Annotated in this window: 11 protein-coding genes; 6 read left to right on the plus strand and 5 right to left on the minus strand. The window is 36.1% G+C overall.

Annotated features, from left to right (window positions below):
• Positions 1–60 precede the first annotated feature (60 nt).
• From hutH to BUA89_RS10810, 3 genes are all read left to right on the plus strand, one after another.
• Positions 61–1,548 carry a histidine ammonia-lyase gene (gene hutH, locus BUA89_RS10800; protein WP_072957198.1) on the plus strand — a complete coding sequence of 496 codons (1,488 nt, stop codon included), beginning with the start codon at positions 61–63 and terminating at the stop codon, positions 1,546–1,548.
• 207 nt (positions 1,549–1,755) lie between these two features.
• A complete protein-coding gene (locus tag BUA89_RS10805) occupies positions 1,756–2,202 on the plus strand; it encodes a GNAT family N-acetyltransferase (RefSeq protein WP_072957202.1) in 447 nt (148 codons plus the stop codon).
• 116 nt (positions 2,203–2,318) lie between these two features.
• On the plus strand, positions 2,319–3,815 hold the full coding sequence (locus tag BUA89_RS10810; protein WP_072957205.1) for a S8 family peptidase: 1,497 nt from the start codon (positions 2,319–2,321) through the stop codon (positions 3,813–3,815).
• A 103-nt stretch (positions 3,816–3,918) separates the two neighbouring features.
• Here the strand turns inward: BUA89_RS10810 and BUA89_RS10815 are convergent, their stop codons facing one another.
• The gene (locus BUA89_RS10815) at positions 3,919–5,088 is read right to left on the minus strand and encodes a carboxypeptidase-like regulatory domain-containing protein (RefSeq protein WP_072957208.1); all 1,170 of its coding nucleotides are present in this window, start codon (positions 5,086–5,088) and stop codon (positions 3,919–3,921) included.
• Positions 5,089–5,316: 228 nt separating this feature from the next.
• Here BUA89_RS10815 and BUA89_RS10820 point away from each other — a divergent pair, with 228 nt between their 5' ends.
• Positions 5,317–5,589, plus strand: a complete 273-nt coding sequence (locus tag BUA89_RS10820; protein ID WP_072957211.1) for a hypothetical protein — start codon at positions 5,317–5,319, stop codon at positions 5,587–5,589.
• Between the two features lie 52 nt (positions 5,590–5,641).
• Here the strand turns inward: BUA89_RS10820 and ygiD are convergent, their stop codons facing one another.
• Both ygiD and BUA89_RS10830 read right to left on the minus strand, forming a co-directional pair.
• Positions 5,642–6,469 carry a 4,5-DOPA-extradiol-dioxygenase gene (ygiD, locus tag BUA89_RS10825; RefSeq protein WP_072957214.1) on the minus strand — a complete coding sequence of 276 codons (828 nt, stop codon included), beginning with the start codon at positions 6,467–6,469 and terminating at the stop codon, positions 5,642–5,644.
• Between the two features lie 161 nt (positions 6,470–6,630).
• On the minus strand, positions 6,631–7,143 hold the full coding sequence (locus BUA89_RS10830; protein ID WP_072957218.1) for a YceI family protein: 513 nt from the start codon (positions 7,141–7,143) through the stop codon (positions 6,631–6,633).
• Between the two features lie 483 nt (positions 7,144–7,626).
• Here BUA89_RS10830 and BUA89_RS10835 point away from each other — a divergent pair, with 483 nt between their 5' ends.
• Together BUA89_RS10835 and BUA89_RS10840 are read left to right on the plus strand one after the other, a co-directional pair.
• The gene (locus BUA89_RS10835; protein WP_072957222.1) at positions 7,627–9,768 is read left to right on the plus strand and encodes a S9 family peptidase; all 2,142 of its coding nucleotides are present in this window, start codon (positions 7,627–7,629) and stop codon (positions 9,766–9,768) included.
• Between the two features lie 137 nt (positions 9,769–9,905).
• Complete coding sequence (locus tag BUA89_RS10840; RefSeq protein ID WP_072957227.1) at positions 9,906–10,925, plus strand: LLM class flavin-dependent oxidoreductase; 1,020 nt, start codon at positions 9,906–9,908, stop codon at positions 10,923–10,925.
• Between the two features lie 40 nt (positions 10,926–10,965).
• On the opposite strand, the gene BUA89_RS10845 is transcribed toward BUA89_RS10840, so the two are convergent.
• Positions 10,966–11,412, minus strand: a complete 447-nt coding sequence (locus BUA89_RS10845) for a PH domain-containing protein (protein WP_143152326.1) — start codon at positions 11,410–11,412, stop codon at positions 10,966–10,968.
• 117 nt (positions 11,413–11,529) lie between these two features.
• Positions 11,530–14,568: an AAA family ATPase gene (locus BUA89_RS10850; protein ID WP_072957233.1), complete on the minus strand. Its 3,039-nt coding sequence runs from the start codon at positions 14,566–14,568 to the stop codon at positions 11,530–11,532.
• Positions 14,569–14,713 lie beyond the last annotated feature (145 nt).

Below are 14,713 nucleotides of genomic sequence, written 5' to 3' on the forward strand. Positions count from 1 at the left end.
CTGAAAATTAGTTTTTCCAATTATTGTTAAATGTGTAATTTTAAGACAAATTTTTAGAGAATGATATACGGTGTAGATGTTTTGAGTTTCCATGATGTTTTGGAGATCTGCAAAACTCCAAATAAAGCTAAACTTAACAAGGCTGCTAAAGAACAGATTTTAAAATCTCAAAAGAACGTAAAGGAAATTGTAGAGTCAGACAGAACAGTTTATGGAATCAATACAGGTTTCGGACCTTTGTGTGATGTGAAAATATCTGAAGAAGAAACAGCGCAGCTGCAATATAATTTAATTATTTCCCATGCGGTGGGGGTAGGAAAGCCAATTGATAAGGAATTTTCAAAAATCATGATGATCGCTAAAGTTCATGCCTTATCAAAAGGATTTTCGGGAGTTTCTCTGGAAGTAATCGAAAGAATGATCTTAATGCTGGAGAAAGATATTATTCCTGTAGTTCCGGAGCAGGGTTCTGTTGGAGCTTCAGGTGATTTGGCTCCTTTGGCTCATTTGGTTTTACCGCTTTTAGGCTTAGGAAAAGTTTGGGTGGGAGATGAAATTTTTGAAACAGCCGAAATTTTAGAAAAAAATGATCTTAAAGCATTGACTTTAGGTCCGAAAGAAGGTTTAGGATTAATTAACGGAACTCAGTTCATCCTTTCTCATGCGATCAAAGGATTGGAGAAATTCGAGTATTTACTGGATTTGGCAGATATGACTGCAGCTATGAGTCTTGAAGCCTACAGAGGTTCTGAAAGTCCTTTCAAAAAAGAGCTTCATGAAATCAGACCGTTTGAAGGAAGCAAAAAAGTGGCAGCAAGAATGCTGAAATTTTTAAAAGGCTCTGAAAATATGAAAGCTCACGAATATTGTGACAGAGTTCAGGATCCTTATTCCATGCGATGTGTTCCGCAGGTGCACGGAGCGAGCAGAAATGCGTTTGAACACCTGAAAATGATGGCTGAAACGGAATTGAATTCTGTAACCGATAACCCAATTGTTTTAAGTGCTGAAGAATCGATTTCCGGAGGGAATTTCCACGGACAATTGATGGCTTTACCTTTAGATTATGCAACATTAGCGGCGGCTGAATTAGGAAATATTTCAGACAGAAGAAGTTATTTATTATTGGAAGGAAAATACGGTTTACCAAGATTATTAACGGAAAGCTCAGGATTAAATTCGGGATTCATGATTCCTCAGTATACTTCTGCAGCGTTGGTTACGGAGAATAAAACATTATGTTTCCCGGCTTCTGCAGATTCCATTCCGACGAGTTTGGGTCAGGAAGATCATGTTTCTATGGGAAGTATTTCAGGAAGAAAATTCAATCAGGTTTTGGGTAACTTGGTGAATATTTTAGCGGTTGAATTAATGTTTGCTGCTCAAGGTCTGGAATTCAGAAGACCTGCAAAATGCTCAAAAATAATTGAAGAAAACTATGCCGTTCTTCGCTCAAAAGTGGCTAAGCTTGAAGACGACCGATTGATTGGTGAAGATATGCTGGCTATTGCGGAATTGATTAATGAAAGAAAATTTGTGGTTAATTAATTTTTTAACTTAAATAATATGAAGACTTCCAGAATGGGAGTCTTTTTTGTTTTGTCCCACAGGTTGCACAGATTTGCACAGATGAATGATCATATTTTATAATTTTTAATGAGCATTATAAAACATAAGCATATGTGTAAATCCGTACAATCTATGGGGAAATTAAAAAACAAAAATCATTAATTTTGTAATGCAAAGACAATTTAAATGATAATAAAAAGAACAGATTCTTCCAATACAGACTTTCGATATTTAGTGAAATTTTTAGACCAGGATCTTGCTGTTCGTGATGGAGAAGAACATGCATTTTATCACCAGTTTAATGCTATTGATCAGCTGAAAAACTGCGCGCTTTTCTATATCGGTGAAAAACCAGTTGCTTGCGGTGCATTCAAGAAATTTGATGATGACACGGTGGAAATCAAAAGAATGTTTGTTTTACCTGAATATAGAGGGAAAGGTTATGCCTCAAGAATACTGGGAGAACTTGAGATATGGGCAAGAGATGAAGATTTTACCTTCGCTGTTTTGGAAACTGGGCTGAAACAGCCGGAAGCCATTGCTCTGTATACAAAAAATGGTTATCAGCTTATCCCTAATTATGGACAGTATGTCGGCGCAGAAAATAGTGTTTGCTATAAAAAGACTCTCTGATTCATTACGTTAATTTATATTTCAGGCATAATAAAATAAGAAATATTTAAAATTCATTTTTCTGTAATTCAATGTAAAGTGATATCTTGGTTTCACCAATCAAATATTATTTTTTTATGAAGAAAAATGCTTTTTACTTACTCATGCTGTTTTTTGTTTTTACGGCGTGTAACAGAGACGACCTTCAGAACAATCTTGCGGAAACAGAGATCACACAGAAAGATCCTTTAACGGCAAAGCAGATCAATGAAAAAATCAACGGAACGATCAAAACCAAAGGAAGATTTTCCTGGAAAGAATCTTCTGACCATTTCGTTTGGAGTGCCATCTTTCAGGGAAACCATATCGCATCAATAGGATTTGGATCATCTTTCGACAGAAATTTAGATTCAAACAACAAAACCATCGAAGCGGAAATTTTAAAAGTAATTGAACAATATGAAGGAAAAACCGAAAGAATTCTGTTGTCTTCCGACCAATATTTAAATCAAATCGATGTTGTGATTGAGAAGCAGGAAACGGTAATTGCCCTCAGAAAAATGAAAAATATCCGTTATCTGGAACCTGCAGATTATCATTATTTTGAAAACGAACGAAAATACGGAACAACAGCAAAATCAAGCAGCAGCTCATCAGGCTGTGGGTTTGAATCAACAGCTTTAAATGCATCAGATTACACGACAGTTACGCCTAATGCGAAAGCACCCTGGTCGTTCGCTAAACACGATATTATCAATGCATGGAACTACAGCACCGGAGCCGGAGTTACTATCGGAGTTATCGACAGTGGTGTTTCTCCTGAACAGACTTTGCTGGGGAGCAGTTTCAATAATGGGTTGTCTTCCGGAAGAACAATCAGTAAAAACGGAGTATACGTAGATTCTGTGTGGCCGTGGAGTACGGGCTATGATGGTTCTGCGGATCAATGCGGTCACGGAACAAGTATGGCTTCGGCGATGGCAGCGCCGAGAAATAACTTGGGGCAGCCAGTCGGTGTAGCTTATAATGCTAATTTAGTGACATACAGAGCGGCTTCCAATGTCGTGTTGGATGGTTATCATGAACAAAACGGAGTGAAAATTGCCTTTACGGAATTGGGAAATAATACCAGTGTGAAAATCATTTCTATGTCGATGGGACATATTTTTTCTGTAGGAAAAATTGAAGACGGAGTGAAATATGCGTATTCAAAAGGAAAACTGATTTTCTGTGCAGGAGGAACTTCTACAAGCTTTACAACTTTCGTAGGAGTGATTTTCCCGGCCTGGATGCCCGAAACACAGGCGATCACCGGTGTAAAAGAAAATACCTCTAATCAGAAATGTGACGTTTGCCATTCCGGATCTGAGATTGATTTTACCTATCAGATGGAAAGAGCTTCAGGAAACAGCATTCCTGTACTCAGCTACTACAACGGACAGACAGATTACGTGGGTGGCTCCTCGGTAGCAACGGCTTCCACGGCAGGAATTGCAGCGTTGGTATGGGCAAAAAATCCTTCATGGACGAGAGATCAGGTGCTGAATAAAATGAGACAGTCTTCTATCTATTATCCAACTAAAAATGCAGATTATGGGTATGGAAATATTAATGTTTTGCAGGCTGTACAATAAAAGTTTAAACTGAAAATTAATTTTAACCGCAAAAGAGGCGAAGACTTCTCAAGCAATTTTTGTCCCTTTTGTGGTTATTTTTTCTATGCTAAATAAGTTCAATTTAATCTCCCAATTGATAATCCAAAGGAAGCATATTTTCAATCCTGTTTTTAGAAAAATCCCCTTCTGTGATGAGCAAATCGGGAGTCGAAATATTTCCGTCCTTTGATACTTCAAAAGTTTCGCCGTCAGGATGAAGAAATGATGAAAGTACTACCGGGATTTTACTTTTTATAAATTCTCTGTTCTTCAGCTCGTAATAATATTTTTTATAATTCACCTGAAGCATATCTTTAAAGCTGAAAAGTACTACTTCTCCGTTTCTTTTCACATAGTCTGAATCGGGAATCAGGGTCCTGGTAATTGCCAGTGCATAAGGTTTCTCGTTATTTTTCCGGCGGGAAATCTCACTGATATTTTCAGGAATACTGAGAACTTTATTGGTTTTTACGGTTTCTGCAAAGTCCTGCAACATTTTTAATTCTTCTTTTGTCGGATATTTTGGATTGGGAACTTTCAAGACATGATTCACCACAAACTGATCTTCGGAAATCTTATTGCTGTATACACTTCTGAAAAAGTGGAGCAAACTTCCGTCATAGGCATTCATGCGATTTAGCCTGATCTTGTCACTATTTTTGATTTCTTTAAAGAGGCTCGTTCCAAAAGAACTTACAATTTTAGTATTAAAATCTGCACTGAAATTCACAAGATTATATTCAATTTCGTACCCCAGGTTTTTATTTTCTATGATTAATGTTTTCGGTGCTTTTACTTTAAGTGTTTTATTCTTTTTGTCGTAAGCGAATTTTAAGGATCTTTTATTTTTAATTTTCACATTTTCAAGATCGTAACCGATAAAATTCTGAAGAAAGTAAGTGATGTAATTTCTGTAGGCTTCTTCGGTGTAAGGTATGATGGTGACTTCTTCAATATCATTGGTTTTAAGAAGGATAACCTTTAATGTCTTGTCTAAAGCTTGTGAAACCGGTGTTGCAACGGTTTCATAATTTTCTTTCTGAAAGATAATATTTCCCAAATTTTTCGAAGGCAGATTCAGAATAAAAGTTCCGTCTTCTTTTGAGGTGGTCCCGATTTTTGTGCCGTCAATATATATACTGACATTGTCGATTTTCTGTCCGGCATCATTTACAATTCTGCCTTGGATAACCTGTGCAACTGAACAGCAAAAAGAAAACAGAAGTAAAAAAAGTAATATCGTTTTTTTCATGGTAAACAATATTACTAAATTTTTTGGTTTAAATATGTTTAATTTTCAGATGATTAAGTATTTCTACTAACTGTGAAAAATTAGTATATCTACGCTAACCCATTCGTTTTATCTGTTATACATTTGCTAAGTGATCACAACAACACTAATAACCATGGAGACCAGAAACCATTAAAAACGGGGCGAAATCCGAAAAGCCACAAGAGTAGGAACCCAAAAATATTAATTATGGAAACACAAGAATTAGTAGTAGGAGGCTGGACAAAATACCACACTCTTACGCCGGAAGATCAAAAAGTATTTAACGAAGCAATGCAGGGATTAGTAGGTGTAAATTACAAACCTCAAGAAGTCTCTACCCAATTGGTAAACGGAACCAATTACCGTTTCAAATGTTTAGCATCTTTGCCAGGCGGTTCTCAGGTAGTTTGGGAAGCTATTGTGGAAATTTATGCACCGATTAACGGAAATCCGCATATTGTTTCTATTCACAGAATTTAATTTCCCTTCATTCATAGAAATCGGAAGATGACTTTATCTTCCGGTTTTATTTTTATCCGATTCTCACACTCGTCATACTTAGTGAGCCACCAATCAGTTCATCATTAAATAAGGTCAGACTTTCAGGTTTTTCTTTTAGTCCTAATGTATAAATCAGCGGTAGATAATGATCCGGTGTAGGAATAGCGTACTGCAATGAAATTCCCTGTTTCTGATAATTGATGATATGTTGGAAATCGCCGTCCAGAAGCCAGTTATTGGTTTTCTCACGGGCTTCAATCGCCCAATCCCATCCGGCTCCGACTGTATTAATGTTTCGCCAGTCGATCAGTCTTAAGTTATGAACAATATTTCCGCTTCCAATAATCAAAATCCCTTTTTCACGAAGCTTATTCAGCCTTTTAGCGAGATCAAAGTGATATTGAGGAGGTTTTGTATAATCAATACTCATTTGGATTACCGGGATATCTGCATTAGGGTACATGTGTTTAATCACCGACCAGGCTCCATGATCCAGTCCCCAATTATGATCCTCTTCCACCAAAACTGGCGCCAATAATTCTGCCGTTTCTCTTGCCAGCTCAGGATTGCCGGGAGCAGGATACTGAACGTCAAACAAAGCCTGTGGAAAACCTCCGAAATCATGAATCGTGCGTGGCATATCCATCGCTGTCACTTTAGTTCCGTTGGTAAACCAGTGTGCCGAAATACATAAAATCGCATTCGGTTTCGGAATTTCGGTCGCTGCTTTTCTGAAGCCCTGTACAAACTCATTTTCTTCAATGGCATTCATCGGTGAGCCGTGTCCCAAAAAAAGGACTGGCATTTTCTCAGTGTTTGCAAAGTTTTCGCTGATATTTTGTAGATCGTTGAGGTTCATTGTATTGATTGTTAAATGAAAAAAGGTTCAAGGTTTTTAGAAAGCCCTGAACCTTTTTATGTTGAAATTTTTGTGGATTTTTATTTAATTCAAATAGGATTTGCATCCTATTCTTTACGAAGTCGCCCTTTCAGGGCTCTTAAAAAAAATCCCTTAATTTGTTACGCTTGTTTCACGAATTGTAATTCACCAGCGATTTTTACTTCTTCGCTTACCATTACACCTCCCGCTTCAAGAGCTGCATTCCAGTTTAATCCGAAATCTTTTCTGTTGATTTTCCCTTCAAAAGAGAAACCAGCTTTGGTATTTCCCCACGGATCTACGTTAATTCCGTTGAAATCTACATCCAAAACCACTGGTTTAGTGATTCCGTTGATGGTAAGGTTTCCTGTTACTTCGTTATTCAATGCAGAAGATTCGAAAGTAATCGTAGGGTTTGCCTCAGCATTGAAGAATTCAGCAGATCTAAGGTGGTTATCTCTGTCTGTGTTGTGTGTAGAGATAGAAGACGTCTGGATAGTGGCCGTAGTTTTTGCGTTGGCGAAGCTATCGTCTTCCGTTTCAATTTCAGCGGTAAAATCTGTAAAGTTTCCTTTAATATTAGAAATCATCATGTGTTTTACTTTGAAAGTAAGTTCACTGTGCGCTGGGTCTAGGTTCCATTTTGTTGCCATTGTATTGTATTTTTTGTTGTTATTTATAGTGCAAATTTATATCAAGTGACAGGTACAAATCATTGACGTAGGATAAGAAATGATTTTCGCATGCATTAAACGAAAAAGTTATCAATTTCAAAAAGAAGAAATTTTAGAACACAGCTTATCCAAAATGTTTAACTCCCATCCTTAAACTTTCAAACTCTAAAACACTCTTACTCTCAAACCCAATGAGGAGCTATTTCCCGCTATCCATTATATCTTTTTTGTTACGGCTTCCACTTCGTTCCAGCCGCAACAAAAAAGGATGCCATTCCTATCGGGGCTAGGGATTAGCTAAAATCAACATAGAAATTCCTTCAACAATCAACGAAAACCATTCATAAAACCGAACATTAAGGTAAGCAATATTTCTTATCAATACCACAAAATCATTTTTAATTTAACATTTCTTAACGAGTGGTTTTTATTTCTTATTTTTGATGGATTCAATTTTATACAATGAAATTATCTAAATTATCTTTAATGATGCTGGTTTTGGGAAGCAGTGCATTTGCTCAGACCCAAAAATTTACGATGGCGGAGGCCGTAAACGGAATGAGAACCAATTTAGCCGTTAAAAATATCGTTCAGTTTTCATGGTCTGCAGATGGAAAATCTTACATTCAGGCAGTGAAAGGCGGATATTTAATTACAGATCTGAAGACTAGCAAACAAGATACGCTGGTATCTTTAACGCAGCTGAATAAAAATCTGGCGGACAACAAATTGAAAGCAGTTCCACAAATTAAATTTATCAGCAATTCTCAGGGATATTTCAATTCAAACGGAAAGATGATCTGGCTTGAAAAATCGGGAAGCGACTGGAAAACAAAAAGCTCAGTTGCCGTTGATGAAAATGCATCGAATGTAAAAGTCTTCGGAGATAACCAGACGTTTGCATTTACGGTAAAGAATAATTTATTCATTAATAAAAACGGAAAAACAATTGCAGTAACCAACGATACCGACGAAAATATTCTGAACGGAGCTTCCAATGTTCACCGAAACGAATTTGGGATTGACACCGGAATTTTCCCTGCTCCCAACTCTGAAAGCGTTGCGTTCTACAGGATGGATCAGACCATGGTTGCAGATTATCCGATCATCGATTGGTCGGTAACTCCGGCTGTTAATGAAAATATCAAATATCCTATGGCGGGAAAAACTTCTCATCAAGTGACTTTGGGTGTTTTCAATATCAAAACTGAAAAAACGACTTTCTTACATATTGAAGGAGAAAAAGATCAGTATTTAACGGCTGTAACGTGGAGCCCGGATTCAAAATATATTTTTGTAGGTGTTCTGAACAGAGGTCAGAACCATCTGCAGATGAATCAATATGATGCAGCGACAGGAAATTTAGTGAAAACTTTATTCGAAGAAACAGACAGCAAATATGTTGAGCCTCAGCATCCGTTAACTTTTTTCCCAAACTCAAATACGGATTTCATTTGGCAGAGCCAGAGAACAGGGTACAATCATTTGTTTCATTACAGCCTGGAAAAAGGATTGGTTTCCCAGATTACAAAGGGAGATTGGCTGGTAACGGATATTTTAGGTTTTAATGAGAAGAAAAAAGAAATTTATTTTACTTCTACAAAAGAAACTCCTTTAGAAAAACATCTGTACAGAATCAACTGGGCCAACTTTAAAATGCAAAGACTGGACAATGCTGAAGGTGTACATACCGGAATTTTAAGCAATGACGGAAGTTACCTTTATGATGTGTACAGTAATGCGGATACACCAAGAGTTGCCAATATTATTAATACCAACACATTAAAATCAAACAATCTGCTTACGGCTGAAAATACATTAAAAAACTATCAGAGACCTGAAATTAAAAGTGTAAATCTGAAAGCAGATGACGGAACACCTTTGTACGGAAAAATCATTCTTCCAACGAATTTTGATCCAAACAAAAAATATCCTGTAATAGTTTATTTGTATAATGGACCGCATTTACAATTAATAACAAACACGTTTCCGGCTTCAGGAAACCTGTGGTACGAATACATGGCGCAGAACGGATATATCATCTTCACAATGGATGGAAGAGGTTCTGCCAACCGCGGAATGAAATTTGAGCAGGCCGTTTTCAGAAATTTAGGAACAACCGAAATGAACGACCAAATGAAAGGAGTAGAGTATTTGAAATCTCTTCCTTATGTAGATTCGGAGAAAATGGGAATTCACGGATGGAGTTTTGGAGGTTTCATGACGACCAGCTTCATGCTTAGACATCCGGAAGTATTTAAGGTAGGTGTGGCAGGTGGTCCTGTTATCGACTGGAGTATGTACGAAATTATGTATGGAGAAAGGTATATGGATACACCGCAGGAAAATCCACAAGGGTACGCAGCAGCTAATCTTCTGGATAAAGTACAGAACCTTAAAGGTAAGTTATTAATGATCCACGGAGCTCAGGATGATGTCGTGGTTTGGCAGCATTCGATTAAATTTATCAAATCTGCGGTCGACAAAGGCATACAGATGGATTATTTTGCATATCCGGGACATCCTCATAACGTGATCGGAAAAGACAGAGTACATCTGATGCAGAAAGTAACGGATTATTTTGATCTTTATCTGAAGAAATAGAATATTTAAAATCCAGCCGATGAGGTTGGATTTTTTTTTGATTAAAATTATTAGAATTAAACAACGTCCATTCTTATCAAAGATCAATGCGTCTGATTTTTAGTTGAAGTAAATTTGTATCTATAAAAATCAACAATATGGAATTAGGAATAGGAATGTTTGGCGACTTAGGTTTCGACCAAAATACCGGAAAATATAAAGATGCAGGAATCAAAATCCGTGAAATCATTGAGCAGGTAAAACTGATGGATGAGGTAGGAATTGATGTTTTCGCAATGGGAGAACATCACCGTCCCGATTACGCGGTTTCTTCACCGGAAATCGTTTTGGCTGCAGCGGCAAGCGTTACCAAAAACATTAAATTGGCGAGTGGGGTAACGGTTCTAAGTTCGTCTGAACCCGTAAAAGTGTATGAAGATTTTTCGACGTTGGATTTAATTTCCGATGGTCGTGCTGAAATTTTTGTCGGTAGAGGAAGTTTTATCGAATCTTTTCCTCTGTACGGTTATTCATTGAATGATTACGAACAGCTTTTTGACGAAAAATTAGAATTATTATTAAAAATAAATTCAGAAGAAAACGTTTCGTGGACTGGGCAACTGCGTGCCCCAATGCAGAATCAGACCGTTTATCCAAGAGCAAAAAACAACGGAAAACTTTCAATCTGGAGAGCAGTTGGAGGAACTCCGCAATCCGTTTTGAGTGCTGCAAAACTGGGAATGCCTTTAGTCGTTGCGATTATTGGAGGAATGCCGATTCAGTTTAAAAACTTAATTGAATTCTATAAGCAGGAATATCTTAACGCTGGTCACCCTGAATCTGAAATGCAGATTGCGATTCATTCACACACTTTTGTAAGTGATGATCCAAATGTTGTGGATGGATATTTCCATAATTATAAGTCTCAGATGGACAGAATCGGTTCTTCAAGAGGATGGGCGCCTTATACAAAAATGCAATATGAAGGCGGAAGAAGCAAAGACGGAGCATTATTTATCGGAAATGCCAATGAAGTCGCCGATAAAATTGCTTACATGAAAGAGATTTTTGGAATTACAAGATTTATCGGTCACATGGATGTTGGAGATCCTGCAAATGATGTGATGATGAAGTCTATTGAACTGTTTGGTGAAAAAGTTGCGCCACAGGTAAGATAAAACCAAACTCCGCTGAAAATATTTTCAGCGGAGTTTTTATTTAGATTGTCTCGAATCTAGCTTTGTACTCATTCAGAAGGTCTGCAAGTTTTTGTGCAGACATTCCGTAAGTATCAGGAAAAGCACCTGTTTTTGATTTAGTTTTGGAGTTTTCTAAAAGTTTCTGGTCGATATCAAAAACTACCATTTTATTAACGAAAATATACTTTGTTCTAAAACTACTAACTGCTTGCCAAGGAATAAAAGTGGTTCTAAAAAGGTTTTTCATTTCAATTCCTCTTTTGTCGATTTTCAGATAAGATGAATTTGGGAGCTGGTTGATAATGAATATAATCAGTCCGATTCCGAAGAAAACAATGTTCAGCACGGCAATCAGCATATTTTTTTCTAACAATGAAATTCCTAAAGCAACAAAACCGATACTGATCAGAATAAGAATGACACTTTTAACTTTCGAAGGTTTTAAGATAAGGGGTAAATTCTGCATGATAATTTTTAATGATTCAAATGTAAACAAAAATTGAAAATCTTTAATTTTCAACTCAAGTGTTCTAAAATATTACAAAGTATAAAAACTCATGTAACTGATGGATGTGTTAAAGAATTAAACAATCTCAATTAAGCTTCCTCTTTCCTCATCCTTTTTAATATTCAGTGACACCGGAATTTTCTCCTTCAGTTCCTCCACGTGCGAAATAATTCCCACAATCCGGTTTTCTTTCTGAAGATTCATCAGCGTTTCAAAGACGATATTCACCGATTCCACATCCTGAGTTCCGAAACCTTCGTCGATAAAAAAGAAATTTTTCTCCGACTGTGCATTTGTCTGTACACTTTCAGCCAAAGCCAGCGCAAGACTTAAAGAAACCTGAAAAGCCTGTCCTCCGGAAAGCGTTTTCACACTTCGGCTTCGCCCTTCATTCAAATAATCGATAATTTCAAAATCGTTATTTTCGTTCAACTGTAAACTTAGTTGATTTCTCGTCATCCGATGAAAACGAACATTGGCATGATCACATAACTGACGAAGATAAATCGAGGAAACATACTGCACAAAACCCGCTCCTTTAAAGAGATTGGTCATGATTTTCAGATTTTCTGCACGTTTATGAAGTAGTGCCAAATCCTTTAAAAGATTTTCTTTTTTCCTGAATTCTTTTTCAAGCCTTTCAATTTCTGTTGCGATTTTTACCACAGAATCGTTGGCGGTTTTTAAATCATTTTCAAAAGTTTTGAACTGATTTTCAATGGCTGAAAATTCTTCATCGTTGAATGAAAAATCTTTAAGCTTATTTTCCAGTTCAAGAATACTGTTTTTTAACGTCTCAAACTGAATTCTGAATTGCTGAATCTGATTTCTTATTTCCTGAACATTGATTTCCTGAGCAAGAATTTGATAAACTTCTTCCAAAGTGCTGAATTGCTGTTCAGACAAAGCTTTTTCAATCTGATTTATATTCTCTGAAATTTCTTTTTCCAGTTCAGAAATCCGTTTTTCCAATTGATGAACAATCGTTTTTTGTTCGGCTAATTTGGGCGAAATTTCTTTTTCTTCTTTGATGAATTGATTGTAATTCTGTTCCGTTTCAAGGTTTGATTTCGCAAGTTTCGTGTAAATTTCTTCTACCTCAACAATGGCTTTTTCTTTATAGTTAATCCACTGCAAAACCTTTAAATTGGCTTCATTGGTCTTGATTTGCTCTTCTTTTTTTGCCTCATCAAGCCTGAATTTTTCCAACGCTTTATTATAACTGTCGAGATTTTCTCTTTCCTTTTCAAGATTTTTTTGCTCTAAAGAAATCTGCTGATTCAGCTCATCGATTTGTTTTTCAATAGAAAAAGATTGCTGTCTTTTTTCTTCGAAATCATTTTGGTTTTCTGCATTAAATGTTGCCCAGTTAAAGTTTTTTAAATGTTCAGCAATTTGAGTTTGAATCTGTTTTAAACTTTCCTCTTCCGATTTCAACTGTTCCTCAAAAATCTTTTTCCGGTCAAGAATTTTTTCAATTTCTAAAGATTGTTTCTGAATATTTTCTTTTTGAATGTCAAGCTGCTCAATCTGCTTCTGAATTTCATTTAATTCTAAATTCACATCATTAAAATGCACAATATTCGGATGCTCCAAAGCGCCACAGAGGGGGCAGGATTCTCCGTCGTGCAGCTCATTTGCAAAATGTGCCAGTTTCTGCTGAACTTCAAGATGATTTCGTTTTTCGGCAAGCGCTTTCTTCTTATTTTCTAATGCTTCAACCTGCGTTTTAAAATCATTTTTAAAAGTTTCAGGATTGATTTCAAACGGCTTTAATTCATCAAGAATTTTTTCGGTTTCAAGTTTTTTTAACTCAATTTTCCCTGATTGAATTTGTAATGTTTCCGCTAATTTTTTCTTTTCTGAAAACCAGTTTCCGACATTTAAAAGTAAATTGGAATCTAATTTTTTAGGTTTTAAAAGTTCAGCGTTTTTTGAAAGTTCTTCAATCTTGCTTTGAATTAATTTTTGGTTCGCTTCAACTTCTTTTACTTTTTCCGAACCTTTTTTTGTTCGTTCTTGTAAGGTTTTAATTTCATCCGAAAATTTCAGCATTTGAATAATAAGACTCAAATCGTTTTCCTGAATTTTAGACTGATGCAAAGCTTCATATTTCGGCTGAATGGCTGAAAGCTTACTCTTAATATTTTCAAACTGAACTTCAGTTTCCTGTAAAATTTCAGATTGAGCTTTTTTATTGCTCAGCTGTTCAGAAATTTCTTTCGCGATTTTATTTTTCTCGGAAATTAAAGGGGTGAAAATTCGGGAAACTTTGTCATAAAGTTCTGTTTTTATCTCTAAAACATCAATCTCAGATTTTTGTTGAGCCAGTTTTTCAAAATCTGATTTTTTCTGACCTAAAAGCTCAAAATCATCTTTTAAAGTTTTCAGTTTAACATATTTTTCTTCCGTTTCTCTGAAAATTTTCTGTACTTCTTCAAACTTTTGCTGTTCCGTTTTTAAATGTTCTTTCTGAGCTGTAATCTGTTCTTCATTGACTTCTTCAAAACCTTTCAGCTGACCTTCCAACTGATCGAGTTCTGATCTGTTTTTCGCATTTAATACCGAAACATTATTCTGCAAATCAAAACGCTGAAGATTGAAAATTTCCTTCATCATATTGGTTCGTTCTGTTGCGCCGAGTTCCAGAAATTCTTTAAACTGACCTTGAGGAATAATGATGGTTCGCTTAAAATTTGCATAACTCAAACCCACCAATTTCTCCGCATTGGAATGTTCCAGAGGAATCCAGTTTTCATTTTTCCATTCGTAAAATGTAACGGTGGGTGTTTTTACATCTTCAAAATTCTTAGAATTTCGTCTGAATTCTCTTGTCGCACGGAATTTTTTATTTTCATAATTCAAAAAATCAAACTCGATATACGATTTGTTTGATTTCAGATTCATCATATTGTATGTGCGCTTATCTCTTGCATTCAAGCGTTCAGTTTCACCGTACAATGCAAAAGAAATGGCTTCCAGAATAGAAGATTTGCCGGAACCGACCGACCCGAAAATGCCGAAAAGACCTGCTTCCGTAAGATTTTCAAAATCGATGTTTTGCCTTTCCTGATAAGAATATAGACCTTCTAAAGTCAATTGAATTGGAATCATTTTTATAAGTGTTTTTATTTTACCGCAAAAGGAACAAAAGATTTTGATGCTTCTTAGATATTCAAAAGTTTGCAAAACCAAGTTTCTTACATTTTGTAAACTTTTGACTTAATTATTTTCAAAATTTTCTTTTGTCTCTTTTGCT

The organism is Chryseobacterium arachidis, from assembly GCF_900129245.1.
Classification (GTDB): domain Bacteria; phylum Bacteroidota; class Bacteroidia; order Flavobacteriales; family Weeksellaceae; genus Chryseobacterium; species Chryseobacterium arachidis.

What these genes read in the sequence shown, in the direction of transcription:
- hutH (WP_072957198.1), top strand. Translation starts at nt 61, where the DNA reads ATGATATACGGTGTAGATGTTTTGAGTTTCCATGATGTTTTGGAGATC.
- BUA89_RS10805 (WP_072957202.1), top strand. Translation starts at nt 1,756, where the DNA reads ATGATAATAAAAAGAACAGATTCTTCCAATACAGACTTTCGATATTTA.
- BUA89_RS10810 (WP_072957205.1), top strand. Translation starts at nt 2,319, where the DNA reads ATGAAGAAAAATGCTTTTTACTTACTCATGCTGTTTTTTGTTTTTACG.
- BUA89_RS10815 (WP_072957208.1), bottom strand. Translation starts at nt 5,088, where the DNA reads ATGAAAAAAACGATATTACTTTTTTTACTTCTGTTTTCTTTTTGCTGT.
- BUA89_RS10820 (WP_072957211.1), top strand. Translation starts at nt 5,317, where the DNA reads ATGGAAACACAAGAATTAGTAGTAGGAGGCTGGACAAAATACCACACT.
- ygiD (WP_072957214.1), bottom strand. Translation starts at nt 6,469, where the DNA reads ATGAACCTCAACGATCTACAAAATATCAGCGAAAACTTTGCAAACACT.
- BUA89_RS10830 (WP_072957218.1), bottom strand. Translation starts at nt 7,143, where the DNA reads ATGGCAACAAAATGGAACCTAGACCCAGCGCACAGTGAACTTACTTTC.
- BUA89_RS10835 (WP_072957222.1), top strand. Translation starts at nt 7,627, where the DNA reads ATGAAATTATCTAAATTATCTTTAATGATGCTGGTTTTGGGAAGCAGT.
- BUA89_RS10840 (WP_072957227.1), top strand. Translation starts at nt 9,906, where the DNA reads ATGGAATTAGGAATAGGAATGTTTGGCGACTTAGGTTTCGACCAAAAT.
- BUA89_RS10845 (WP_143152326.1), bottom strand. Translation starts at nt 11,412, where the DNA reads ATGCAGAATTTACCCCTTATCTTAAAACCTTCGAAAGTTAAAAGTGTC.
- BUA89_RS10850 (WP_072957233.1), bottom strand. Translation starts at nt 14,568, where the DNA reads ATGATTCCAATTCAATTGACTTTAGAAGGTCTATATTCTTATCAGGAA.